The sequence below is a fragment of the Burkholderia sp. L-4 genome, from assembly GCF_056856535.1.
Window position 1 is genome coordinate 2,069,652 of record NZ_JBXEOX010000002.1, and the last position, 23,958, is coordinate 2,093,609.

Annotated in this window: 22 protein-coding genes; 9 read left to right on the top strand and 13 right to left on the bottom strand. The window is 67.7% G+C overall.

The window, feature by feature from the left end; translation table 11 throughout:
• Positions 1-366: 366 nt before the first annotated feature.
• Entirely contained in the window at positions 367-1,584 is a 1,218-nt protein-coding gene (locus AC1VVG_RS26095) for a porin (RefSeq protein ID WP_049034896.1), read from the top strand.
• An 89-nt stretch (positions 1,585-1,673) separates the two neighbouring features.
• On the opposite strand, the gene AC1VVG_RS26100 is transcribed toward AC1VVG_RS26095, so the two are convergent.
• From AC1VVG_RS26100 to pdxR, 8 genes are all read right to left on the bottom strand, one after another.
• Positions 1,674-3,164, bottom strand: coding sequence for an efflux transporter outer membrane subunit (locus AC1VVG_RS26100; protein ID WP_482836670.1), 1,491 nt, complete (start codon positions 3,162-3,164; stop codon positions 1,674-1,676).
• Positions 3,165-3,174: 10 nt separating this feature from the next.
• Complete coding sequence (locus tag AC1VVG_RS26105; protein WP_059556470.1) at positions 3,175-4,329, bottom strand: ABC transporter permease; 1,155 nt, start codon at positions 4,327-4,329, stop codon at positions 3,175-3,177.
• A complete protein-coding gene (locus AC1VVG_RS26110) occupies positions 4,326-5,273 on the bottom strand; it encodes an ABC transporter ATP-binding protein (protein WP_034191508.1) in 948 nt (315 codons plus the stop codon). The genes AC1VVG_RS26105 and AC1VVG_RS26110 overlap by 4 nt, the downstream gene beginning before the upstream one ends.
• Positions 5,270-6,235, bottom strand: a complete 966-nt coding sequence (locus AC1VVG_RS26115; protein ID WP_482836671.1) for an HlyD family secretion protein — start codon at positions 6,233-6,235, stop codon at positions 5,270-5,272. The genes AC1VVG_RS26110 and AC1VVG_RS26115 overlap by 4 nt, the downstream gene beginning before the upstream one ends.
• Entirely contained in the window at positions 6,232-6,930 is a 699-nt protein-coding gene (locus tag AC1VVG_RS26120; RefSeq protein WP_034191506.1) for a TetR/AcrR family transcriptional regulator, read from the bottom strand. The genes AC1VVG_RS26115 and AC1VVG_RS26120 overlap by 4 nt, the downstream gene beginning before the upstream one ends.
• A 211-nt stretch (positions 6,931-7,141) precedes the next feature.
• Positions 7,142-7,561, bottom strand: a complete 420-nt coding sequence (locus AC1VVG_RS26125) for a cupin domain-containing protein (protein WP_049032703.1) — start codon at positions 7,559-7,561, stop codon at positions 7,142-7,144.
• A 10-nt stretch (positions 7,562-7,571) separates the two neighbouring features.
• The gene (locus AC1VVG_RS26130; RefSeq protein WP_049032701.1) at positions 7,572-8,009 is read right to left on the bottom strand and encodes a carboxymuconolactone decarboxylase family protein; all 438 of its coding nucleotides are present in this window, start codon (positions 8,007-8,009) and stop codon (positions 7,572-7,574) included.
• 95 nt (positions 8,010-8,104) lie between these two features.
• Positions 8,105-9,589: a MocR-like pyridoxine biosynthesis transcription factor PdxR gene (gene pdxR / locus AC1VVG_RS26135; RefSeq protein ID WP_059556472.1), complete on the bottom strand. Its 1,485-nt coding sequence runs from the start codon at positions 9,587-9,589 to the stop codon at positions 8,105-8,107.
• A 164-nt stretch (positions 9,590-9,753) separates the two neighbouring features.
• Between pdxR and AC1VVG_RS26140 the strand changes: the two genes are divergently transcribed.
• A complete protein-coding gene (locus AC1VVG_RS26140) occupies positions 9,754-10,671 on the top strand; it encodes a LysR family transcriptional regulator (protein WP_034191502.1) in 918 nt (305 codons plus the stop codon).
• Between the two features lie 121 nt (positions 10,672-10,792).
• Entirely contained in the window at positions 10,793-11,542 is a 750-nt protein-coding gene (locus tag AC1VVG_RS26145; RefSeq protein WP_482836672.1) for an SDR family oxidoreductase, read from the top strand.
• Between the two features lie 90 nt (positions 11,543-11,632).
• On the opposite strand, the gene AC1VVG_RS26150 is transcribed toward AC1VVG_RS26145, so the two are convergent.
• Both AC1VVG_RS26150 and AC1VVG_RS26155 read right to left on the bottom strand, forming a co-directional pair.
• A complete protein-coding gene (locus AC1VVG_RS26150; RefSeq protein WP_301740861.1) occupies positions 11,633-13,255 on the bottom strand; it encodes a glycoside hydrolase family 32 protein in 1,623 nt (540 codons plus the stop codon).
• Positions 13,256-13,418: 163 nt separating this feature from the next.
• Positions 13,419-15,002, bottom strand: a complete 1,584-nt coding sequence (locus tag AC1VVG_RS26155) for a glycoside hydrolase family 68 protein (protein ID WP_034191500.1) — start codon at positions 15,000-15,002, stop codon at positions 13,419-13,421.
• Positions 15,003-15,189: 187 nt separating this feature from the next.
• Between AC1VVG_RS26155 and AC1VVG_RS26160 the strand changes: the two genes are divergently transcribed.
• The 5 genes from AC1VVG_RS26160 (at position 15,190) to AC1VVG_RS26180 (ending at position 20,338) form a co-directional block, all read left to right on the top strand.
• The gene (locus tag AC1VVG_RS26160) at positions 15,190-16,203 is read left to right on the top strand and encodes a substrate-binding domain-containing protein (RefSeq protein ID WP_069705327.1); all 1,014 of its coding nucleotides are present in this window, start codon (positions 15,190-15,192) and stop codon (positions 16,201-16,203) included.
• A gap of 414 nt (positions 16,204-16,617) precedes the next feature.
• A complete protein-coding gene (locus tag AC1VVG_RS26165) occupies positions 16,618-17,304 on the top strand; it encodes a type 1 glutamine amidotransferase domain-containing protein (RefSeq protein ID WP_059556477.1) in 687 nt (228 codons plus the stop codon).
• 141 nt (positions 17,305-17,445) lie between these two features.
• A complete protein-coding gene (locus AC1VVG_RS26170; protein ID WP_034191497.1) occupies positions 17,446-18,555 on the top strand; it encodes an NADH:flavin oxidoreductase/NADH oxidase in 1,110 nt (369 codons plus the stop codon).
• A gap of 124 nt (positions 18,556-18,679) precedes the next feature.
• Entirely contained in the window at positions 18,680-19,750 is a 1,071-nt protein-coding gene (locus AC1VVG_RS26175) for an AI-2E family transporter (RefSeq protein WP_034191496.1), read from the top strand.
• 213 nt (positions 19,751-19,963) lie between these two features.
• On the top strand, positions 19,964-20,338 hold the full coding sequence (locus AC1VVG_RS26180; RefSeq protein WP_034191495.1) for a hypothetical protein: 375 nt from the start codon (positions 19,964-19,966) through the stop codon (positions 20,336-20,338).
• 27 nt (positions 20,339-20,365) lie between these two features.
• Here AC1VVG_RS26180 and AC1VVG_RS26185 read toward each other — a convergent pair whose 3' ends face one another.
• The 3 genes from AC1VVG_RS26185 to AC1VVG_RS26195 all read right to left on the bottom strand — a co-directional run bounded on the left by AC1VVG_RS26185 (position 20,366) and on the right by AC1VVG_RS26195 (position 22,872).
• Positions 20,366-21,160: an SDR family NAD(P)-dependent oxidoreductase gene (locus AC1VVG_RS26185; RefSeq protein WP_049029691.1), complete on the bottom strand. Its 795-nt coding sequence runs from the start codon at positions 21,158-21,160 to the stop codon at positions 20,366-20,368.
• Between the two features lie 404 nt (positions 21,161-21,564).
• Positions 21,565-22,119, bottom strand: coding sequence for an inclusion body family protein (locus tag AC1VVG_RS26190; protein WP_034191493.1), 555 nt, complete (start codon positions 22,117-22,119; stop codon positions 21,565-21,567).
• A gap of 120 nt (positions 22,120-22,239) precedes the next feature.
• Positions 22,240-22,872 carry an AidA/PixA family protein gene (locus AC1VVG_RS26195; protein ID WP_226227561.1) on the bottom strand — a complete coding sequence of 211 codons (633 nt, stop codon included), beginning with the start codon at positions 22,870-22,872 and terminating at the stop codon, positions 22,240-22,242.
• A gap of 386 nt (positions 22,873-23,258) precedes the next feature.
• On the opposite strand from AC1VVG_RS26195, the gene AC1VVG_RS26200 reads away from it, so the two are divergent.
• Entirely contained in the window at positions 23,259-23,816 is a 558-nt protein-coding gene (locus tag AC1VVG_RS26200; protein WP_034191491.1) for an inclusion body family protein, read from the top strand.
• Positions 23,817-23,958: the final 142 nt, after the last annotated feature.

Genomic DNA, 23,958 nt, shown 5'->3' on the forward strand with positions numbered 1-23,958 from the left:
CATGGGTGTCATGAACGTCAGCGATCCTGCGCGGCGGCGTGAATCGCTGCGTCAGCTGCGATCGCGCATTTGTAAGATGATTTTTTGCCGAAGGCGTCTGACAACATCGGACGGTCGTGTTGCACCAGTAAAAATGTAAAGCTAGGGTTTTCACCGGGAAATGCCGGAAAGGCCCACCGCGTAAGCGTTTTCAGGTGTTATGTAACCGCTTGGTGAACCCGCGCGTTGCGTCGATCATACGATGACCGACTGCACATGTTGGGAAACGATTGGTAATCCGTCAGAATCGCGTCGGCATGTACTCGCACATGTGTCAGTCATAAAACCACACCAGAAAAGAAATCATTCTTTGAGGACGGAGAATCAATGAAAAAGCGCGTCGCTTTCGCCATGACGGCAGTGGGCCTTGCAGCCGCTACCGCCGCCCACGCCCAGAGCAGCGTGACCCTGTACGGTATCGTCGACAACGGTATCGCTTGGCAGAACAACTCGTCGAGCACCGGCGCGGTCTCGGGTGGTCACTCGAAGGTGCAAATGTCCACCGGCGTGTGGGCAGGCAGCCGCTTCGGCCTGAAGGGCAGCGAAGATCTCGGCGGCGGCACGAAGGCGATTTTCCAGTTGGAAGCCGGCGTCAACACGGCTAACGGCTCGTCGCAGTGGACCAACGGCATCTTCACGCGCCAGGCATGGGTCGGGATGACCAACGCCACGTACGGTACGCTGACGGCCGGCCGCCAGTACACCGCGTACTACACGCTGCTGTCGCCGTACAGCCCGACGACCTGGCTGACCGGCTATTACGGCGCGCACCCGGGCGATATCGATTCGCTGGATACCAGCTACCGCGCGAACAACTCGCTCGTCTACATGTCGCCGAAGTTCTACGGCTTCACGGTCGGCGGTTCGTACTCGTTCGGCGGCGTGGCAGGCGCGACGAACCGCGGCTCGACGTGGAGCGCGGCGATCCAGTACCTGAACGGCCCGGCAGGCATCGCGGTCGGCTACCAGAAGGTCAACAACGCGACGCTGGGTGGCGGCGCGTGGGGCGCGAACTCGACGGTCCAGAACGGCCTGACGGCAACGGGCGACGGCAACCAGCCGGCAGTCTCGTCGATCAACAACGGCTACGCGACCGCGCAATCGCAGCAACGTGTCGCCGTGACGGCGGGCTACCAGTTCACGCCGGCATGGGACATTTCGGCGTCGTACTCGAACGTCCAGTACACGCCGGGCGTCGGTTCGTCGTTCCGCAACACGGCGATCTTCAACACGGCTGGCGCCGTGCTGCACTGGAAGGCAGCGGCTCAGTGGGACTTCGCGGCGGGCTACTCGTACACGGCGGCAACGCAGTCGAACGGCATCACGAGCTCGGCCAAGTACCACCAGGTCACGCTGTCGCAGTACTACAGCCTGTCGAAGCGCACGGGCCTGTACGCGGTCGAGGCTTACCAGCACGCCAGCGGCAACACGCTGAGCAAGACTGGCGGCGTCCAGGTGGCCACGACGTCGATCGGCGACGGCGTGGGCGCAGGTTCGAAGCAGAACCAGATCGGCGTCGGCGTCGGCCTGATCCACCGCTTCTGATGTCGCGCGGCGCGCGAGCGCCGCTTGCGGCATGCGGTACGAAAAAACCGGCCTTCGGGCCGGTTTTTTCATGGGTGCTGCCGTCTCGTTCATTTCACCGTCTCGTCCGTCCAGTTCCCCGCCAGCGCCTGGAACAGCGCCGCCGTATCGGCCAGCCGGTTGGCCTGCGCGCGCGTGCGGTCGAGCGCCGTCTGCAGCGCCTGCCGCTGTGCATCGAGCAGCTCGAACGTGCCGATCCCGCCCGCCGCGTAGCGGTCGCCGGCAATCGCATGGGTGGCGGCCGCTTCCCGTGCGGCCGTGTCCCGCGCCTGCAAGGCGGCCGCATCGTGTTCGACCGCGCGCATCGCGTCGGCCACCTGTTGAAGCGCCAGCAATACGGTTTCCCGATAACTCGCGAATGCCGCGTCGTAGGCCGCCTCCGCCGCGCGCTTTCTCGCGCGCAGTTCGCCGCCGTGGAAAAGCGGCTGCGTGAGACCGAGGCCGACATTCCATACATTGAGCCCGCCGACGATATCCGCGATGCGCGTGCGCTCCGAACCGATTCCCGCCGAAATCGAGAAACGCGGATACAGGTTCGCGGTGGCCACGCCGACGTTCGCGCTCGCCTGATGCAGCACGGCTTCCGCCGCGCGGATGTCGGGCCGTTCGCGGGCGAGCGTCGACGGCAGCGCGACGGGCAGCGCGCGCGGCAGCGCCAGCGCATCGAGCGCGAGTTCGGGCAGCACGGCATCCGATGGCGCCGCGCCGAGCAGGATCGCGAGCCGGTGGCCGGCCTGCCCGAGGCGGGCCGCAAGCGGCGGCAGCGACGCCTGCGTCTGCGCGAGCAGCGCGCGTTGCGCGTGCACGTCGGCTTGCGACACGCCGCCTGCCGCATAACGCGCTTCGACGATGCGCAACTGCCGCGCCTGCGCGTCGACGAGCTGCCGCGTGAGCGCGACCTGTTGCGCGAGCGAGGCGCGCAGGATCGCGGTGGCGACGACGTTGCCCGCAAGCGTCAGCCGTGCGGCGTCGAGCGTGTAGGCCTGATAGTCGACCTGCGCACGCAGTGCTTCGAGCGCGCGCCGGTTGCCGCCGAACACATCGAGCACGTACGACACGCTGACCGACGCGTCGTACAGCGTAAACGGCCCGGGGTTCGGCACGTTGGCCGGCAGCCCGAACGCGGTGGTATCGACTTGCTCGCGCGTGGCGGACAGGTTCGCGTCGACACGCGGCAGCATCGTCGCGCCGGCTTCGGCCGCATGGTTCTGCCGCGCTTCGTCGAGCCGCGCGCGGGCTTCGGCGAGCGTCGGACTGTTTTGCCACGCGGTGTCGACGAGCCGGTTCAACGGTTCGGAGCCGAACCGTGTCCACCAGCGCCGCGGCGTGTGGTCGGCCGACGAGAAAATCTGCGCGTCGCCGGCCGGGCCGCTGGCGGCGGCCGTCGTCGCGGGCAGCTCGCCGCGCGTGTACTGCCGCGCGGCCGGTGCGGCGGGCGGGCGGAAGTCCGGCCCGACCGCGCATCCGGCGACGAGCAGCGCCGCGGCGGCCAATGCGCAGCCGGCGGCAGTGCGGAAGGGGCGATGCGGGGCCGGTGTCATCGCATGCGGCCTAATCGAGCGTGCGCCGGTAGAAGCGCAGCGCGACGCCCATCACGACGACGGTGAACAGCGCGACCGGCCACACGGACGGCCACAGGTCGGCCCAGCCGTTGCCTTTCAGCAGGATGCCGCGCACGAGGCGGTTGAAGTAGGTGAGCGGCAGCAGGTTGCCGATGACCTGCGCCCACTTCGGCATGCCGGCGAACGGGAACATGAAACCCGACAGCAGGATGTTCGGCAGGAAGTAGAACACCGCGAGCTGCATCGCCTGCAACTGGTTCTGCGCGAGCGACGACAGCGTGATGCCGACCGTCAGGTTCGCGGCGATGAACAGCAGTGCCGACAGGTACAGCGCGAACACGCCGCCGACGAACGGCACGTCGAACACGAAGCGCGACGCGGCGACGATGATCGACACCTGGATCAGCCCGATCAGCACGTACGGGACGATCTTGCCCGTCATCACCTCGAGCGGCCGCACGGGCGTCGCGAGCAGGTTCTCCATCGTGCCGCGCTCGCGTTCGCGCGTGATCGCGAGACCCGTCATCATCACCATCGTCATCGTCAGGATCACGCCCATCAGGCCCGGCACGACGTTGTACTGCGTGATGCCTTCCGGGTTGTACAGCCGGTGCAGCACGACGTCGAACGCGGCCGGGCGGCCGTTCAGGTGCGCGAGCGGCCCCGTCAGGTCCTTGTTGGCGACCGGTTGCACGAGGCCCGGCAGCGCGCCGATCGCCGACGCCGTGGCGACGGGGTCGGTCGCGTCCGCCTCGACCAGCAGCGCCGGGCGCTCGCCGCGCAGCAGCCGCCGCGAGAAATCGGCCGGCACGCTCAGCACGAACTGCACGTCGCCGCGTGCGAGCGCACGGCGGCCGGCCGCCTCGTCGGGCAAGGTGTCGACGATGTCGAAGTACGCGGAATTGCGCATCGCGGCGATGAAGCTGCGCGCGAACGGGCTGCCGTCGGCGACGATCACGGCGGTCGGCAGGTGCTTCGGATCGGTGTTGATCGCGAAGCCGAACAGCGCGAGCTGGATGATCGGCACGCCGACGATCATCGCGAAGGTCACGCGATCGCGGCGCAGCTGCAGGAACTCCTTCAGCACGATGCTCCACCAGCGCGCGACCGAGAACGATTCACGCAGGCCCGCCCACGCGTTCATGGCGACACCCGGCCGGGCGGCGCGGACGCGCGGCCCATCATGTAGATGAACACGTCCTCGAGCCCGGTGTCGATCGGCACGACCTGCAGCGGCGTATCGCGGGCGACCTGTTCGAGCGTCGCGTCGAGCCGCGCGCGGTCGCGGCCGCTCACGTGCAGCGCCGAGCCGAACACGACCGTCTGGTCGACGCCCGGCATCGTGCGCAGCCGCGCGGACAATTCGGTCAGGTGCTCGCCGGCGATCGCGCGGGTCGCAAGCCCTTGCGATGCGACGATCTCGGCCGACGTGCCTTGCGCGAGCAGTTCGCCGTACGCGATGTACGCGAGCTTGTGGCAGCGCTCGGCCTCGTCCATGTAGTGCGTGCTGACGAGCACCGAGATCCCGCGCGCGGCGAGCCGGTGCAGCTCCTCCCAGAAATCGCGGCGCGCGGCCGGGTCGACGCCGGCGGTCGGCTCGTCGAGCAGCAGCAGCTCGGGCTCGTGCAGCATGCACGCGGCCAGCGCGAGGCGCTGCTTCCAGCCGCCCGACAGCGCGCCCGTGAGCTGGTCGGCGCGGCTCGCGAGGCCGAGCCCGTCGAGCGCGCGCGCGACGGCCGCCTTGCGGTCGCGCATCCCGTACACGCGGGCGACGAAGTCGAGGTTCTCGCGGATCGACAGGTCTTCCCAGTAGGAGAAGCGCTGCGTCATGTAGCCGACGCGCCGCTTGATCTGCGCGCTGTCGCGCACGATGTCGTAGCCGAGGCAGGTTCCGCTGCCCGCATCCGGCGTGAGCAATCCGCACATCATCCGGATCGACGTCGTCTTGCCGCTGCCGTTCGGTCCGAGAAAACCGAAGATCTCGCCGCGCGCGACGCGCAGCGACACGTCCTTCACGACGTGCTTGTCGCCGAACCGCTTGTTCAACCGGTCGACGTCGATCGCGTACGGGGCGGGCGGCGCGTTCATCGCACGCTCACGGCGACGGGCTGGCCCGGATGCAGCTTCGGCGCATCGGCGGCGGCGGGGCGCGCCTCGATCATGAACACGAGCTTGGTGCGGCTCTCGTTGCTGTAGATCACGGGCGGCGTGTATTCGGCCTCGCTCGACACATAGGTGATGCGCGCGGGCACGTCGGCCGCGCAGCCGTCGCAATGGATCGCGACCGTGTGCCCCGGCGCGAGCGAGGCGATGGCCGCTTCCGGCACGAAGAAGCGCACCTTCAGGTTCTGCGGCGGCAACATCTGCACGACCGGGTTGCCGGCCTGCACCCATTCGCCGACGCGGTACAGCGTGTCGTACACGCGTCCGGCGCCCGGCGCGGCAACGCGCTTCTGGTCGAGCTTCCATTGCGCTTCGGCCACGGCCGCCTGCGCGGCGTCGACCTGTGCGGCTTGCGCGGCGACCTGTTGCGCGCGGCCCGGCAGGCGCGCGACGTCGACCTGCTTTTGCAGCTCGCGCATCTGCGCGGCCGTCGTCTGCGCGGCCGTGCGCGAATCGTCGAGTTGCTGCTTCGACAGGCCGCCGGCCGCGTACTGGCGTTCGTCGCGCGCGAATTGCGCGGCGGCCCGCGCAGCTTGTGCGCTGGCCTGCGCGAGCTGCGCCTGCGTGACGGCGATTTCCGGCGGACGCTTGCCGGTCTGCAGGTCGGCCAGCTGCGCGCGTGCGGCCTCGAGCTGATGCTGCGCCTGGCGCAGCGCGGCCGTTTCGCTGACGGCTTCGAGCGAGAACGCCGGCGTGCCGGCGGCGACGGCCTGACCCCGCTCGACCGCCAGTTGCGTGAGCGTGCCCGACTGCGACGACGACAGGTACACGAATTCGCCTTCGACATAACCCTGGTAGGTCGTGCCGCTACCCGTCGAGCGTTCGCAGCCGGCGAGCAGCGCGATCGCGGCGGCCAGCGCCGGCAGGCGCGAGCGGGTCGCGTTCACGACGGCCTCCGCGGCGACGGGCCGCGTGCGCGCGGCGCGGCCGCGGGCGGCTGCATGCCCGAGCCGAGCAGCGCGCGCACGTGCCGGTGCAACGTGTCGCGGTCGATCGGCGGCAGGCCGCGCGCGCTGTGCCACAGCTTCGCGGTGGCGAGCGGCAGCATCACGAGCGCGATGATCGAGTGGAACAGGAACGCCGGTTCGAGCGCGGGATTCAGCGTGCCGGCCTGCTGCGCGGCGCGGATGCGTTCGGCGAAGCCGCCGATATGGTCGAGCGGGATGCGCCGGACCATCCGCTCGCGCAGCAACCCGCCTTCGTGGACGATCTCGCGCAGCCAGATCGACGGCAGCCACGGCATGCGGTGCGTGACGTCGAAGAAGCGGTCGACGAGTTCGGCGACGAGCGCGAACGGATCGTTCTCGATCCGCGGTTCGGTCGGCCGCCACACGAACGCGATGACCTGCGCGAGCCGCTCCTCGACGATCGCGTCGAGCAACTGCTCGCGGTTCGTGAAGTAGTAGTGGACCATCGCCGACGTGACGCCGGCGGCCGCCGCGATCTGCGCGACCGTCGTCGCGGCGATGCCGCGCTCGGCGAACAACGCGATCGCGACGTCGAGCATATGGCCGCGCAGGTCGAAATCGTCCACCGACGGGCGGCGCCCGCGCGGCCTGGCGACGGTGGCTTTCGCGTTCATGAAATCGACGCTAATTGATGAGTTAGTTAATTTCAAGGAAGGGTTTTCGCCGCCCTTGATCTCGATCAGGCGCGCGTCGAATCCGGCCACGGACGCGCGGGGCGCCACGTCGCGGCACGCAGTGCGCCGCCGGTGGCATGTAGGGAGCAGTTAACGGGGAAAAGGGCGAGCGGGCGCGCGCCAGCGGTAGCGCACGCGCCCCGCCAAGGGGTTACCGATCGATCGGCGACTTCAGCGGTTCGTGCTCGCCGGTCAGGCCGAACACGACGAGCTGCGCGGGCTCGGTCGCGCTTGCGTTGCGCGACACCGGGTGGCGCGAGCCGGGTGCCTCGTACCAGCCCTCGCCGGCGCGGTAGCGGCGCAGCGGGCCGTCGTTCACCTGCGACAGCACTTCGCCTTTCGACACGACGGCAAACACCGAGCCGAGGTGCCGGTGTGGGGCGGACGCCTGGCCGGGCGCATAGTCGACGGTCGCGACGACGACGCGCTTGCCGGGCGCTTCGGGCACGGCCTGCTGCATGATCGCGTGAACGCTGTCGCCGGCATCGTGCGCGAAGGCGGCGGCCGGCAGCGCGGCGCCGAGCACGAGCGCGGCGCCCAGAACGGTGCGATGGAGCGGGGAGCGGGTCATTGCCGGTTCCTTACTCGGGCATCTTGCGGAACGCGATCGCGAAGCGGTTCCACGTGTTGATCGTCGCGATCAGCATCGACAGGTCGAACAGTTCCTCGTCGGTGAAGTGCGGCTTGACGGCTTCCCAGACGGCGTCCGGCACGTGGTTGTCGGCCACCAGCGTCAGCGCCTCGGTCCATTCCAGCGCCGCGCGTTCGCGCTCGGTGAAGAACGGCGTTTCGCGCCACACGACGACGGTCGCGAGACGGCGGTCGGTTTCGCCGCCCTTGCGCGCGTCGGTCGTGTGCATGTCGACACAGAATGCACAGCCGTTGATCTGCGACGCGCGCAGGCGGACGAGTTCGGCGAGCGGCTTCTCGATCGAGCTCTTCGCGATGAAGTCCTCGGCGTTGCGCATCACCTTGATGGCGTTCGGGCTGGCGGTATAGAAGTTCAGGCGCGGTTGCATGGCAGGTCCTTTTCGGTGGGTGGCGCCGGGGCGGCGCGACAGGACCCACTTTACGAAACCGACTGGCCTGCTTGAATAGCCAATTCTGTGGAAATTCAGGTAACCAGTGATGGTCCGCCGGCCCCGCCCGCGCCGAGCAGCCCGGCCAGTTTCGCGAGCGCCGTGTCGATGCGCAGCGCGTCGATCCCGCCATAGCCGAACAGCAGCCCCGCGCGCACCGGCACGCCGACGTGAAACGCCGAGATTCCGTACAGGCCGATGTCCTGCGCACGCGCCGCGCGGACCAGTGCCGCTTCGTCGAGGCCCGGCTTCAGGTGCGCGGCGAGGTGGATGCCGGCGGTCGGCACGATCGCGTCGAACCACGGCGCGAGTTCGCCGCGCAGATGCGCGATCAGCATCTTGCGTCGCGCGTCGTAGTGCTTCTGCACGCGCTTCAGGTGCCGGGCGAAATCGCCTTCGAGCATGAAGCGCGCGAGCGCCGCCTGCGTCAGCGTGCAGGTGTGCCAGTCGACGATCTGCTTCGCCTTGGCCAGCGCGCCGCGCAGCGCGCGCGGCGGAATCGCGTAGCCGATCCGCAGTTCGGGAAAGATCGTCTTCGAGAACGTGCCGACGTACGCGACGAGGCCCGTGCGGTCGAGGCTCTTCAGCGATTCGACCGGCCGGCCCTCGAAGCGGAATTCGCCGTCGTAGTCGTCCTCGATGATCACCGCGCGGCGGCGCTGCGCCCATTCGAGCAGCGCGATGCGCCGTTCCAGCGTCATCGGCATCCCGAGCGGGAACTGGTGCGACGGCGTCACGTAGACGAGCCGGGCTTCGTCGGGCAGGCGGCCGGTGACAAGGCCGTGCGCGTCGACCGGTACGCCGATCACGGTCGCGCCGAGCGACGCGAACGCGGCGCGCGCGGGCGGATAACCGGGATCCTCGACCGCGACGACGTCGCCAGGCCGCACGACGACACGCGCGAGCAGGTCGAGCGCCTGTTGCGCGCCGTGCGTGACGAGCACGTCGTCCCAGCCGCACGCGACCGCGCGGCTGAACGCGACGTAGCGCGCGATCGCGCCGCGCAGCTGCGGGTCGCCGGCCGGGTCGTGATACTGGCCGCGGCCGCGCGCCTGCTGGCGCAGCGCGTGATGCAGGCAGCGCCGCCATGCGTCGAACGGGAACAGCGTCTTGTCGGTCACGCCGCCGCGGAAGTCGAAGCCCGGCGCATCCTGCGGCGCGGGCATCGCGAGCGCGTCGGGCAGGTCGTTCCACAGCGCGCGGGCGTCGACCGCATCGACACGCGGCGTGGCGTCGACGATCGACGGCGCCGGCATCGCCGCCGCGTGCGGCACGCGCGCGAGGCCGTCCGCGACGAACGTGCCGTCGCCCGCGCGCGTAGTCAGGTAGCCCTCGGCGACGAGGCGCTCGAACGCGTCGAGCGTCGTCTTGCGCGACACGCCGAGCTGTTTCGCGAGATCGCGCGTCGACGGCAGCCGCGCGCCGCCTTCGAGGCGCCCGTCGACGATCGCCGTGCGCAGCTGCCGGAAGATCTGCCCCGTCAGGTCGTGACGGCCTTCGATGCGGATCGCGATGTCCATCGCGGTGGTTACCTCGATCGTGACGATTCAATGCCGATCAGGATACCGGAAGTCGGCGGACGGATCGGCAGCGTGCCGGCGCGAGCGCCGCCCGCATCGCGCGATTGGACCGCAGGCCGCCGCTGCCTTACGATCCACGACACCCTTACCCCTGGAGCGACCTCATGCTGTCCGAAGACGAACTGGCGCTGCTCGACGCGATCCGTGCCACCGGCAGCCTGTCGCGAGCGGCCGCGCGGCTCGGCAAGGCGCCGTCGACGGTGTCGCACGCGGCGCGCCAGCTCGAAACGCGGTTCGACGCGCTGCTGTTCGACCGGCGCGGCTACCGGCTGCAGCTCACGCCGGCCGGACAGGTGCTGGCCGACGAGGCGGCACGGCTGGCGCTGGACGTCGCGCGGCTCACGCAGCGCGTCCGGCAGATCGCGAGCGGCTGGGAGGACCGGCTGTGGATCGTCAGCGACGAGGTGCTGGAGTTCGACACGCTGCTGCCGGTCGTCCGCGCGTTCGACGCGCTCGATTCCGGCGTGTCGCTGCGCTTCACGCACGAAGTGCTCGGCGGCACCTGGGAAGCGTTGCGCGACGGCCGCGCGGACCTGGTGGTCGGCGCGACCAACGAGCCGCCGGCGATTCCCGGCTTCAAATGGTTCGAGCTCGGCGCGATGGAATGGGTGTTCGCGGTGTCGCCGCGCCATCCGCTGGCCGCCGCGGGCGGCGTGCTGACGCGCGACGCGATCGGCGCACATCGCGCGGTCGTCGTCGCCGATTCGTCGCGGCGCGCGGCCGGCCGTGCGTACGGGCTGCTCGGCGGCCAGCCCGTGCTCGCGGTGCCGTCGATGCGCGCGAAGATCCTCGCGCAGCGCGACGCGCTCGGGGTCGGCTGGGTGCCGCGCCGGCGTGTCACGTCGCTGCTTGCGCGCGGCGAACTGGTCGAGAAACAGACGGCCGATCCGCGCGAGCCGAACCTGCTTTACGTGGCGTGGCATGGCGAACGCGACGGCCGCGCGCTGCAATGGTGGCTCGAGCAACTGCGCGAGCCGCGCCTCGCGCAGCGGCTGCTCGACGGGATCGACGTCGTCGGCTGAAGCGGCCGCCCAAACATGTTCGATGTTTTCGAACATGTTCGTCGCGCCCGTCGTACGGCAAGGGCGCGCGCCGGGCGCATCCTGTGTTCACGGTCAACTCACCGGTTCACAGGAGAACATCATGCAACGCTTCGAAGGAAAAACGGTCCTCGTCACGGGCGGCAACAGCGGCATCGGCCTGGCGGCCGCCAAGGCATTCGCGGCCGAAGGCGCGCGGGTCATCATCACCGGGCGCGACGCCCAGACGCTGGAAGCCGTCCGGCAATCGCTCGGCGAAGGCGCGCTGGCGATCCGCAACGAGGCCGGCAGCGTCGCGTCGGCGCGCGCGCTGGCCGACGCGATCGCGACGGCGGGCGCCCGGCTCGACGCCGTGTTCGTCAACGCGGGCGTCGCGAAGCTCGCGCCGTTCGCCGACAGCGACGAGGCCATGTGGGACCTCGTGTTCAACACCAACGTGAAGGGCGCGTATTTCCAGATCCAGTCGCTGGTGCCGCTGCTGAACCGCGGCGCGTCGATCGTGATCAACGGTTCGATCAACGCGCATATCGGGATGCCCGGCTCGTCGGTGTACGCGGCGAGCAAGGCGGCCGTCAATTCGTTCGCGAAGACGCTGTCGACGGAACTGTTGCCGCACGGCGTGCGCGTGAACGTCGTCAGCCCGGGACCGGTGCAGACGCCGCTGTACGGCAAGCTCGGGCTCGATGCGGCGACGCTCGACGAGACGGCCGACAAGATCAAGGGCCTCGTCCCGGTCGGTCGTTTCGGTACGCCGGAAGAAATCGCGTCGACGGTGCTGCACCTGAGCGCGGCGGAATCGGCGTTCATCGTCGGCGCGGAAATCATCGCGTCGGGCGGGATGGGTCTGCTCTGATCCGCGACACCGACGAAGGCCGTTCGCCGGGCGCCGCGGCGCCCGGGCGGACGGCCCCGCCACGCGCGGGACGGAGCAGGCGAACCGCGCCTAGCGGGCGGCGCAGGCGCCGGCTTCGAGCTGCGTCACCGTGAGCCCGGAGAATGTCGCGCGGCCGTGCTCGGCGAACACGGCGACGCGGTCCGCATCGAGCGGCGGAAAGACCAGGTCGGTCAGCGCCACGCGGCCGCCGTTCGCGAACACTTCGACCGAGCCGCGATCGACGACGATCTCGAGCCGCACTTGGCCGCGCTCGAGCGGCAGGTCCACGATGTGCTCGCGGCTGAACTTGTCGGCGAAATGCGTTTCGCCCGAGCGGGAACGGTCGAGCGTCAGCGTGCGTTTCGCCGTGTCGTAGACGATCCGGGTGCCGGTCGACCCGTCGGCGGAACCCCGGACGATCAGGCCGGCGCGCGCCGCTTGCCGCGGCGCCATCGTCACCGTGATGCGCTGGACCACGCCGCGCGTCGCGGCCGGCAGCACGCGCGTCGCGGAGTCGACCGTGAGGTCGCCTTCGTGCACGACGGGCCGGCTGTCCGCCCACGCATCGAATGCGGCCGCCGGCGTGACGAAGAGCGTCGGTTCGCCGTCGATCGTCTTCAGCGACAGTTCGCGCGGCAAGGTGGTCGCGCCGCGCCACGGCGCAGTCGGCGCTTTCGCCGCGTAATCCCAGTTGCTCATCCACGCGATCGCGACGGGCCGCGCGCCGGGCGCGCCCGAGAACGTGCCGGCCGCGTAGAAGTCCGCGCCGTGATCGACCCAGCGGAATTGCGCGGGATCGGAGCCGGCGGGCGCAATGTGGTCGGGCACGAACGTGCGGCCGTCGAAATCGCCGACGAAATACATCGCCCCGGAACCGCCCGCGATCGACCACGGGTTGACGTTGACGATCATGACCCACCTGATGCGTTGCGGATCGTCGTCGAGCGGCAGCGGCACGAGGTCCGGCATTTCCCACAGCGCGCCGTCGTGCGGCACGCCCGGCCGCGTGAAGTCGCTCAGGAAATTCCAGTGGATCAGGTCGTCGGAGCGATAGAGCTTCACGACGTGCGCGTCGGCGACGACCGTCGTCATCAGCCAGTAGCCGCCCGGCGCATACCACGACACTTTCGGGTCGCGAAATTCCTTCGATTCCGGATCGAGCGTGAGCACCGGGTTGTGCGCATACGGCTGCCAGGTCGTGCCCTGGTCGAGGCTGTACGCGAGCGACTGGGCCTGGACGCCCGGTGCGTGACCCGAGCCGGGCTTGTAGACGCTCGTATACAGCGCGACGAGCGGCGTGCGGCCCGGTTTGCCGAGACCGGACGTGTTCAGCGTGTCGGCGACGATCGAGCCGGAGAAGATTTCCTCCGATGCGTTCGCGCGCATCGCGACCGGCTCTTCGCGCCAGTGGACGAGATCGGTGCTCGTCGCATGGCCCCACGACATGTTGCCCCAGTCGTTGCCGAGCGGATTGTATTGATAGAACAGGTGATAACGACCGTTGTCGTAGACGAGCCCGTTCGGATCGTTCATCCAGTTGCGCTGCGGCGTGTAGTGAAGCGCGGGCCGCCATTGCGGCGTGCCCTGGCCGGCCGGTGCGTCGCACGGGGCGGCGGCGACCTGCGAGCACGCCAGGCAGGCGAGCAGCAACCGGGCGATCCGGAAGGTAAGGCGGAAAGACGTCGAATTCATGCGCGGTACCGTGCTTCGTCGGGCGAAGCGGGCAAGGGGCGCATGCCGCGTTCGACGGCGGCACGCGCGTGTGTTCGAAAAAAAAGGGAGGCGCACACGCGACACGCGCGATATGCGCCTCCTCGACCCCGGGCTTTACCGGCTTTCTTTATAGTTGGTTATCCTAATTGACCTGGCTGCTGCCGTCGTTGTGGCCGGCCCCGGTTGCAGGCAGGTTCGCGGGGATGTCGCCGTAGCCGCCGAGCCCGCCGCTTCCGTAGGCGCGGTCGACCGCCGTCGACGTGCCGTTGATGCGCACTTTCACCGTCGGCGCGAGCGTGCCGCCGCGGCGCGGGCCGATCGCATCGATGAACGACTCGACGAGCCCGCCCGGCATCACGTAGTGCGAATACGACTGGAATTCGCGCGGGTTCTGGTTCGGATCCTGCGAATACGGCGCACCGGCCGGCGCGGAGAAATCGGTCGGGTTGCCGAGCACGAGCCCGCTGCCGCCGTTCAGCGGCAGGAAGTCGCTGCGGATCCCGTTGCCGACGAAGCCGTACACGCCGTCCGGGCCGTCGACGCCGGCCGCCATCGTCGTGCGGTGGCTGATCGTGAACAGGTAGTACTTGCCGTCCTTCAGGTAGATCTGCGGCCGCTCGGTCTGGTCGTCGACGCAGTTCGCCGACAGGATCGGCGGCAGGAACTTCCACTCGGTCAGTTGCGGGTTCGTGGCGATCGCGAGGCCGACATTGGCCTTTTGATACACTGCGCCCGAATTCATCACCGCGTTGAGATCCTCCTTGTACGGATCGTTCGCCGCGTAGCCCAGGTCGGCGTCGGTACAGGTGCGCGCGCCGCGCGGGCCTCCCGTGTTGCCTTCGAAGACCATGTAGGTCTTGCCCGGATGCGCGGGGTCGGTGAACACGAACGGATCGCGGAACGAGAAGTAGGTGTTCTGCTGGCCGGTCTGGTAGTACTTGCCGTCCGGCTCCAGCAGCGCCTTGTGATCGTCGAAGCCGCTGAACCACACGTGCTTGTCGTCGGCATGGATGTGGCCGTCGGTGCGCGTGATGATCGCCTGCGGCGGCGTGATGTCGGCGCCGCCGGGCGCCGAGCGGTTGAACGACGTCGCGGTGTAGTAGAGGCTGACGTTGTCGCCGTGCGTGAGGCGAGCCGAGCCCGACCATTCGGCGTTGTTGGTCATCGGCGCGGTGCCGAACACCCTGGCGCTCGCGCCGTCCGGGAACAAGTGGCCGCCCCAGGTCCAGCCGCCGTTCGCGGGGCGCTGCGACGCGGGGATGCCCGCGCGGCGGTAGAAGAAGCCGATGCGCGCATGGACGTGACGGTCGTCGAACGTGTAGCCCGCGTGCGGATCGGCGGTGAGCGAAAAGATCACCTCCCAGCCCTTGTAGCTGAGCTGGTTGGCGCGCAGGTCGGCCAGCGGCCAGGTGTCCCACACCCACACGTTCGAGTTGATCAGCGGGAAATCCTGCGGGATGTCCGGCATCGTCAGCGCTTGCGGCAGCGAGTTCCGGTCGGCGCCGGCGGTGTGCGATTGCGCGACGATCTGGCGGATGTCCGCGCGCGTCCAGCGCATCGTGAAGTTGCCTTCGGGGTCGTAGGCTTGCTGGGAGTGAGGCGTGGGCATGGGCGCGCCCGTGCCGCCGGACTGCGCGTGCGCGACGGACGCGAAGGCGGCGAGTGCGCCGCCAGCGAGCAGCAAACGCCGGGTCGTCGCCGGGCGGAAAAAGGGAAAGTATGTCATCTCGTCGTCGTTTCCTGGGAAGGTGAAAGTGAACGGCTGAGTGGGCATCGATGTCCAAACCGGTTTGGATGCTATTTCAAACCGGTTTGGACGTCAAAAGATAATTATTTGACGGTAATCACTACCGACAGGAAACAATTGCCGCCAATCGGCATGCCGTGCGGCGCATGAAGGGCGAGGAACGACGGTGAAGGTGAATCTGAAGGCGCTATCGGATGCGCTCGGGCTGTCGCGCACGACGGTCAGCCGCGCGTTGAACGGTTACGACGACGTCAGCGAGGCAACCCGCGAACGCGTCGCGCGGGCGGCGCGGGAAATGGGCTACGTGGCCGATCCGACCGCGCGCCGGCTGGCGACCGGTCGAGCGGACATGATCGGAATCGTTTATCCGTTCGGTGCGGGCGATCTTGGCGATCCGCGTTTCGGCGAGGTTGTCGCGGGCGTGACCGAGCGGCTCGCCGAGCGCAATCTCGATTTCATCATCGCGTCCGCGCGACCGAACGCGGAGCTGGAGACCTATCGGCGGATCGTCGACGGCAAACTGGTCGACGGGCTGATCGTCGCGCGCACGCTCGTCGACGATCCGCGCATCGCGTACCTGCAATCGAGCGCGTTTCCGTACGTCGCGTACGGCCGCACGCAGGCGACCGAACCGTACGCGTGGTTCGATTTCGACAACGAGGCCGGCGCGCGCGATGCGGTGCGCAGGCTGATCGCCTTCGGGCATCGGCGCATCGCGATGATCAGCGCGCCGCTGGTGCTGAATTTCGCCGCACAGCGGCGCGCCGGTTTTCTGTCGGCGTTGCGCGAAGCGGGCATCGAACCCGATCCGGCGCTGCTCGTCGAGTGCCCGTTCACGCACGATGGCGGGTGGCAGGCCATGCGGGCATTGCTCGCGCGAGACGAGCGGCCGACGGCGCTGCTCGTCGACAACAACATCGCGGGCGGCGGCGCGTTCCGTGCGCTCGCGGACAGCGGGTTGCGCCTGGGCGCGGACATGTCGCTGATCGTCTATGACGGCGTGCCGCCGGACATCACGCATCCGTATCGCGTGACGGCCGTCGTGCAGCCGACCGGGCATGCGTCGGGGCGCGCGCTGGCGGAACTCATGCTGCGGCTGCTGGGCGACGGCGTGCACGAGCATCGGCTCGAGGCGCCGGTCATCGAGACCGGCGACACCGACGGCCCGCTGCGCGGCTAGCCGGCGCGGGAACGGTGCGGGGCGCGATCGGCCCCGCGCGCGTTGCCGGGCCGGGTCCGGCATCGGGCGTGATGGAAAGGCCATGACGGCGGCAGGGGCGAATACCCGTTTTTCTAGACGACCGGTCTAATCCGGCCTATCATCCGTCCTCATGAATGCGACGACGTATTCGGGGCGTGGACGACACGGACGCGAAAATGCCATTTCGTGCTGCGATGCTGTCCATGCGGCGAGACGCCGTCGTTTTATTTGGTCCATTTCTAGACGACTGGTCTAATAGAGGCGTGGTATTCGGCTCGATCGATCGCACGATGACGCGCCAGCGCTGACTAACCGACAGGCGTACCGCGCCGACCGGCCATCGCCGGTTGCGCGGCCCTGTTCCCCCGTTCATTTTCGAAGGAGTGTCCGATCATGAAGATTCTGGTTGTCCTGACCTCGCACGACACGCTCGGCGACACCGGCAAGAAGACCGGCTTCTGGCTCGAGGAACTGGCCGCGCCGTACTACGCGTTCAAGGATGCGGGCGTCGAACTGACGCTCGCATCGCCGAAGGGCGGCCAACCGCCGCTCGACCCGAAAAGCAGCGATCCGTCCGCGCAGACCGACGCCACGCGCCGCTTCGACGCCGATGCGGCAGCCAAGGCGCAGCTCGCGTCGACGCACAAGCTGACCGACGTGTCGGTGGACGACTACGACGCCGTGTTCTACCCCGGCGGCCACGGCCCGCTGTGGGATCTCGCCGAGGATCTGCATTCGATCGGCCTGATCGAGCGCGCGCTCGCCGCCGGCAAGCCGGTCGCGGCCGTCTGCCACGCGCCGGGCGTGCTGCGCCACGTGAAGAACCCGCAGACCGGCGAATCGGTGGTGCGCGGCAAGCGCGCGACGGGTTTCACCAACAGCGAGGAAGCGGCCGTCGAACTGACGGAAGTCGTGCCGTTCCTCGTCGAGGACATGCTGAAGACCAACGGCGCGGAATTCGAGCGCAGCGCCGACTGGGCGCCGCACGTCGTCACCGACGGGCTGCTGATCACGGGGCAGAACCCCGCGTCGTCGGCGCCCGCTGCCGAGGCATTGCTCGCCAAGCTCGGCCGCCGCTGACCGCATGGCGCCGGCCGGCCCGGCGCCGTTCCCGTTTCGTCGCCGGGCACGGCCGGCCCGCCGACGGCTCGTATCGTTCCGCCGTGCGCATCGCGCGGCGCGTTCCCTGTCGTTTTGCAGAACCAAGCAAAGGAGTCGTGGATGTCTGCCCTGTTCGAACCGTTCAAACTCAAGGATGTCACGCTGCGCAACCGTATCGCGGTGCCGCCGATGTGTCAGTACGTCGCCGAAGACGGCGTCGTCAACGACTGGCATCACGTGCATCTGGCCGGCATCGCGCGCGGCGGCGCGGGTCTCGTGATCGCGGAGGCGACGGCCGTGTCGCCGGAAGGGCGCATCACGCCGGGCTGCGCGGGGCTGTGGAACGATGCGCAGGCCGAAGCGTTCGCGCCGTCCGTCGCGGCGATCAAGGCGGCCGGCTCGGTACCCGGCATCCAGATCGCGCATGCGGGCCGCAAGGCGAGCGCGAACCGTCCGTGGGAAGGCGACGACCATATCGCCGACGGCGATCCGCGCGGCTGGCAGACCATCGCACCGTCGGCTGTGCCGTTCGGCGCGCACCTGCCGAAAGTGCCGCGTGAAATGACGCACGACGATATCGCCCGCGTGCAGGCCGATTTCGTCGCATCGGCGAAGCGTGCGCGCGATCTCGGCTTCGAGTGGCTCGAACTGCACTTCGCGCACGGTTACCTGGGCCAGAGCTTCTTCTCGGTGCATTCGAACCACCGTACCGACGAATATGGCGGCTCGGCGGAGAATCGCGGCCGCTTCCTCGTCGACACGCTCGCGGCCGTGCGCAAGGTCTGGCCCGAGCACCTGCCGTTGACCGCGCGCCTTGGCGTGATCGAATACGACGGCCGTGACGAAGAGACGCTTGCCGAGTCGATCGCGCTCACGCAGCGGATGAAGCGGGAAGGGCTCGACATGCTGAGCGTGTCGGTCGGCTTCTCGACACCCGCCGCGCAGATTCCATGGGGCCCGGCGTTCCTCGCGCCGATCGCCGAGCGCGTGCGCCGCGAGGCCGGGCTGCCGGTGTCGTCCGCATGGGGGATCGACACGCCGCAACTGGCGAACCGCGTGGTGGCCGACGCGCAGCTCGATCTCGTGATGGTCGGCCGCGCGCATCTGGCCGATCCGCACTGGCCGTACTACGCGGCCAAGCAGCTCGGCGTCGAGCGTCCGTCGTGGACGCTGCCCGCGCCGTACGCGCACTGGCTCGAGCGTTACCGGATCGCCGACAAGGCGGCCTGAGCCGCCTTCACGACACGGCGCGCGCATATTGCGCGTCGCCGATCCGGCGCCGATGGATAGAATGGCGGTTCAAGCAGGCCGGTTGCCTGCGCGAACCGCCATTTTTCATTTCGACAGAGGTGCCATGGGCGCACATGTCCCGTCGTCTCCCGATTCCGCCGCACGGCCGCGCGCGCAGCAGATTGCCCGCGTCGTGCTGTATGCGGCGCTGCTGGTGCTCGCGCTGTGGATCATCCGCGACTTCATTCCCGCCATCGCATGGGCCTGCGTGATCGCCATCGCGATGTGGCCGCTGCTCAAACGCTTCGAATCGCATCGGCTGTTCCGTGACCGGCCGACGCTGATCGCGACCGTCATCACGGCCGCGATCTCGTTGCTCGTCGTGCTGCCGGTCGCGGTCGCGACCATCCAGGCGATCGGGCAGGCGCACGACCTGCGCGAGTGGTTGAAGTCGGTCCAGGACAGCGGCATTCCGTTGCCGGACGTCGTCAGCCGGCTGCCTTACGGCTCGGCGCAGATCACCGAATGGTGGCAGGCCAATCTCGGCCATCCGCTGCATGCGGCCAGCGCGATGCACGGCGTCAGCAGCGAGAAATTCCTCGCGTACGGGCGGCAGTTCGGCACGAAGGTCGCGCATGTGCTGCTCGAATTCGGCTTCATGCTCGTCACGCTGTTCGTGATCCTGCGCGCGGGCCACAAGCTGTCGGGCGCATTGCTGCAGGGCGCGCGGCGCGCGTTCGGGCACAACGGCGCGGAACTGATCGACCGGATGGTCAAGGCCGTGTACGGCACCGTGACGGGGCTCGTCGTCGTCGGGCTCGGCGAGGGTGCGCTGCTCGGCATCGCGTATGCGTTGGCCGGCGTCCCGCACGCGGCGCTGCTCGGCCTCGTCACGGCGATTGCCGCGATGCTGCCGTTCTGCGCGCCGATCGTGTTCTGCGGCGCGGCGCTCTGGTTGTTCGTGCAGGGTGCGACGGTGTGGGCCGTCGTGGTGGCCGTGCTCGGTTTCGTCGTCGTGTTCGTCGCCGAGCATTTCGTGCGGCCGGTGCTGATCGGCGGCTCGACGCGGCTGCCGTTCCTGCTGGTGCTGTTCGGCATCCTCGGCGGCGCCGAGACGTTCGGCCTGATCGGGCTGTTCGTCGGCCCCGCGCTGATGACGGTGCTGACGATGCTGTGGGCCGAGTGGATCGCGTGACGATGCGCGACGTTGTGCCGATTTGACGCATCGGCGCGGCGGGTTCGATGCGCGTACAAGCATGCGCGGGCCGCAACGACCGGGCTTGCGCGCGGGCATGACCTGCAGGGATTCGTATAAAGATCTCTACATTTCTTTTCGATCCGGACCCAAAGGTCGAGTAGCATGGGGCTTTCGATCACGCCGGCATGGCGCAGCAGATTTTCCCCAAGCATGCGATTGATTCCGATGTCCCGTCCCGCAGCGATGCTGTCTCTGGCCGCAGGCTGCCTGATGTTGCACGGTTGCGCCTGGTTCGACGCGTGGCTGCCGTTCTCGTATTCGCGCACGCCGCTCGCGCGGGCCGCGTCGCGGCACGGCGCGACGCGCGCCGATGTCGTCCGCGCGGCCGGCAACCCGCGCAGCGTCTGGATGGTCCGCAACGGCAGCGGCGTCTGCTACAACTACTTCATCGAGCACGGCAACGATCACCGGACGTACTTCGTCGTGTTCGACAAGGCCGGCGTCGTCACGCAGTACGGCTTCGACACCTGCATGGACGCCGATCGCAAGGGCGCGCTCCAGCCGGGCAAGGCCGCTTCGCGCTAGTGCGCGGCGGCCCGCGGGCGCCGGCCGTTACGCAATCGTATCGACCACGCCGCCATCGACACGCAGCGCGGCGCCGGTCGTCGCCGAAGCCTGCGGCGAGCACACGTAGACCACCAGGTTCGCGACTTCCTCGGGCGTCGCGGGCCGCTGGATGATCGAGCTCGAGCGGTGATTGCGCACGAACTCCACGGCCACGTCGTCGACGCTGCGGCCGGATGCGTCGGCCGTTTCCTTCAGCATCGCGCGCACGCCGTCCGACATCGTCGGCCCCGGCAGCACCGAATTGACGGTGACGCTGGTGCCGGCCGCGAGCTTCGCGAGGCCGCGCGCGATCGACAGTTGCGCGGTTTTCGTGAACCCGTAATGAATCATGTCGACCGGGATGTTCAGGCCCGATTCCGACGAAATGAACACGACGCGCCCGGCATTGCGTTCGATCATCCCCTTCAGGTAATGCCGTGCGAGCCGCACGCCGGACATCACGTTCATCTGGAAGTAATGTTCCCACTCGGCGTCGTCGATCTCGAAGAACGCCTTCAGGCCGTAGATGCCCGCATTGTTGACGAGGATGTCGGCCTCGGGCGTGTGCTGCGTGATGCGCGCGACGCCGGCTGCGTCGGACAGGTCGGCGGCGACGCCCTCGAAGCTTGCGCCGGGCACTGCCGCGCGCAGTTGCGCGAGCGCCGATTGCACCGACGCGTCGCTGCGGCCGTTGACGACGACGCGCGCACCGGCGCGCGCGAGCCCTTCGGCGATCGCGAGCCCGATGCCGGCGGTGGAAGCGGTGACGACCGCGGTCTTGCCTTTCAGATCGATGTGCATGAGCGTGACGGGAGAGGAGTGAACGGGAACCGCCGCGTGTGCCGCGGCGGACGAAACTCAAAGCTTAGGAGAATTTCGAGCAACAGGCCATCCCGCCCGTGGGGCGGCGGCGTTGACGCACACACTCCGGATGCGGACGTGAAGCGCTGCCCGTTCGTGAGTCGCGGGTGCGCGCGATCCCGGTCGGCTCAGGTTGGCTGAGCGCGAGACCGGGATCGCGCGCGTGCTTCGCCCGCGGGGAACCCCGCCAATGACGCGTTTGCGGGCTGCGATGGCGGCATGTGTGCATCCGGTGCGGATGGATCGGCGCCACAGCCGACGCTGGCGGATGTCGCGGATGCCGCCGGTCCGTCTCGTGCCCCTTGCTCGCAGCCTTTGCGAAGCACGCCAATGGCAGGCAAATATCACGAGCACATGACGAACCAGTCCCACCAGTAGTATCCCACCAGCTCCTGTGTACTTCGTTCCAGCGTATAGAGTCCGAAGCAGGCGCCAAGCGTTTCTATCCCGCTCGTTCGTGCCTTGGCACCGATGCTGACGAAAGTGTGCGACTTCTTCAGCGGCGGCAGGCCGTCGGACGTTTCAGGGTTCAACTGCACGGCCGTCACTTCAAGGAAGTCCTGCGTGAACTGGTTGAAAACCTGCTGGCCGAAGAGGTGCGAAACCTGATAAACGAGCACGGCCTCGTCCGCGTTCCCATAGAGGGACACCGCCCTGAGTGAAACGGTGTCGCCCGGTAACAGCGTCAGACGTGATTCAGCGGCGCCATTTCCGATCGCCCCACCGCGTGCCCCGGTGTAAAGCAGGCGTACGGCGCGATGGTCGATGGCGGTCGGTGCCCCGGGCTGCTTGCTCGGATTCGGGTACCTCGTCTTGATGTATTCCGTGTCGATTACGGCCAGGATGTCGATTTGCTGCGCGGTCGGGTCGAGATTGATGCTTCCAAGATCGGCTGTCATACGTGGTGCTCCATTCGGGTTCTGTCGCGGAAAGGGGCGGCGCCCGGTCAGGCGCCGTGCAAGACTTGCCGGCTGGATCGCCTCCGTCCGGCTTCGGAGCGAGTGGCCGGGGCGCTTGCCTCAACTGGCGGTGGCTTGCCAGGTCCAGAAGAAGTAGCCGAACAACGTCTTCTTGTTTTGATCCCGCGTATAAAGTGCGAAACACGCACCGAGGTTCTCGGATCCGGAAGAACCTGCTACGGCATTGAGGCTTTGAAACGCCTGGGATTGCGCCGAGATCGCGATGACGTCGGGCGTCTCAGCGGCGCTCGGTGCGTCGGCCTCGACGATGTTGTGCACGGCAAACCGGCTGAAGACCCGATCCCCCGAGAAGTGCCGCACGTCGTAGATCACCGCCGCATCGCCCGAGTTGTCGGACAGCGACGTCCCCATCAGGGATACGCTGTCGTGAACCTGCAGCTTCAGGCCCAGCGTGCCCGTTCCTTCCGAACTGCTCACGCCCGGCAGGCGGCTGCTGAGCATGAACGCGGCATTGCTGGTGATGGCCGTCGGGGCGGATGCGTTCCTGCTCGGGTTGGGATAATGTGCCTTGACATAATGCGTGTCGATAACCGCAAGAATGTGAATGAATTGAGCGGTCTTTTCCAGGTTGATGCTGTCCAGGTCGACTTTCATTGGAATGCCTCCGTGGTAGGTCAATTGCCCGTTTGGTGCGAATGGCGCATCGGCGATGCGCTCTTTCAGTATCGTCAATTTATATTCATCTTTGTACCTGTCAGGTTTGATGGGGGATCTATTTTAGTAGCGCGTATTTTATTTATTTAGGGGCGGGAGGTGGTTCTGGCGAGGTCGTGGAATCAACGTGCTGGCGGGGATGGTGTGATCCTTCCATTACGTGTTCGCGCGATATTGTTTGTGAGCAGGGCGCGGGTGCGCTTCGACTTGTGTAATTGGCTGTAATTGATTTTTGTGATTTTCCTGCTACCGGAAATTGGATTATTGATTGTGGGTTGCAATGATCGTTATCGTGTAATTGGTTGTAATTGATTGTTCCGGTAAAAATAAGGATATTGATCGTGACGCACTAATGACGTGTCGTCGGATTTCAATTACCAACGTTGAATGATTGGAGGTTAACCATGGCTTCCGAAGTCACCCTTGCATCAAGCGCGCAGGACATCAACATCATCGTGGTTATCGACACGGAATGGGTCAAGAGAACGTACCCGACTCCGAGCCAGAACCCGGGCAGTCCGACGGGCATCGCTCACAATGGCCAGTTCATGATTTGCACCGGCGCGCGCGGCATCAAGGGGCAGGGTACGGCCGACCTGGAAATCACCGCCTACCCGCGTGACCGCATCATGTTCACCGGCGTGTCGATCTACGACAACTCCGACGACGCCGTGATCATCTACGACATCAAGCACTACAAGGGTGATCAGGTGTTCAACCAGTTCAACTGCAACACGGTCGTCCGCAACGGTGCGGTGGAACCCGATCCGGAATCGCATACCCGAAATGGCCTCCCGGCCAAGCAGAAGCAGCTCACGTTCGCGACCTTCGACTCGTCGGTCAGGAACAGCGGCACCGAGTATTTCGGCGTTTGCTTCGCGCTTTACAAGCTCGTCGGCGGGCAGAAGCAGGAACTGTTCGGCTACTACTGGTGGGATCCGAAGATCTACGTTCCGGCCTGACCTCATCCGCTCGACTCGAGCGCGGGAGCAACGGGAAATGCGTGTCGACACCGGGCGAAGCGCGGGCATGTGGGAGCCGTGTCTTCGTCAGTGTCGAGGCGTCGGCTGAGGCAGGGTTGTGCCCACGGGAATTTCCGTGGGC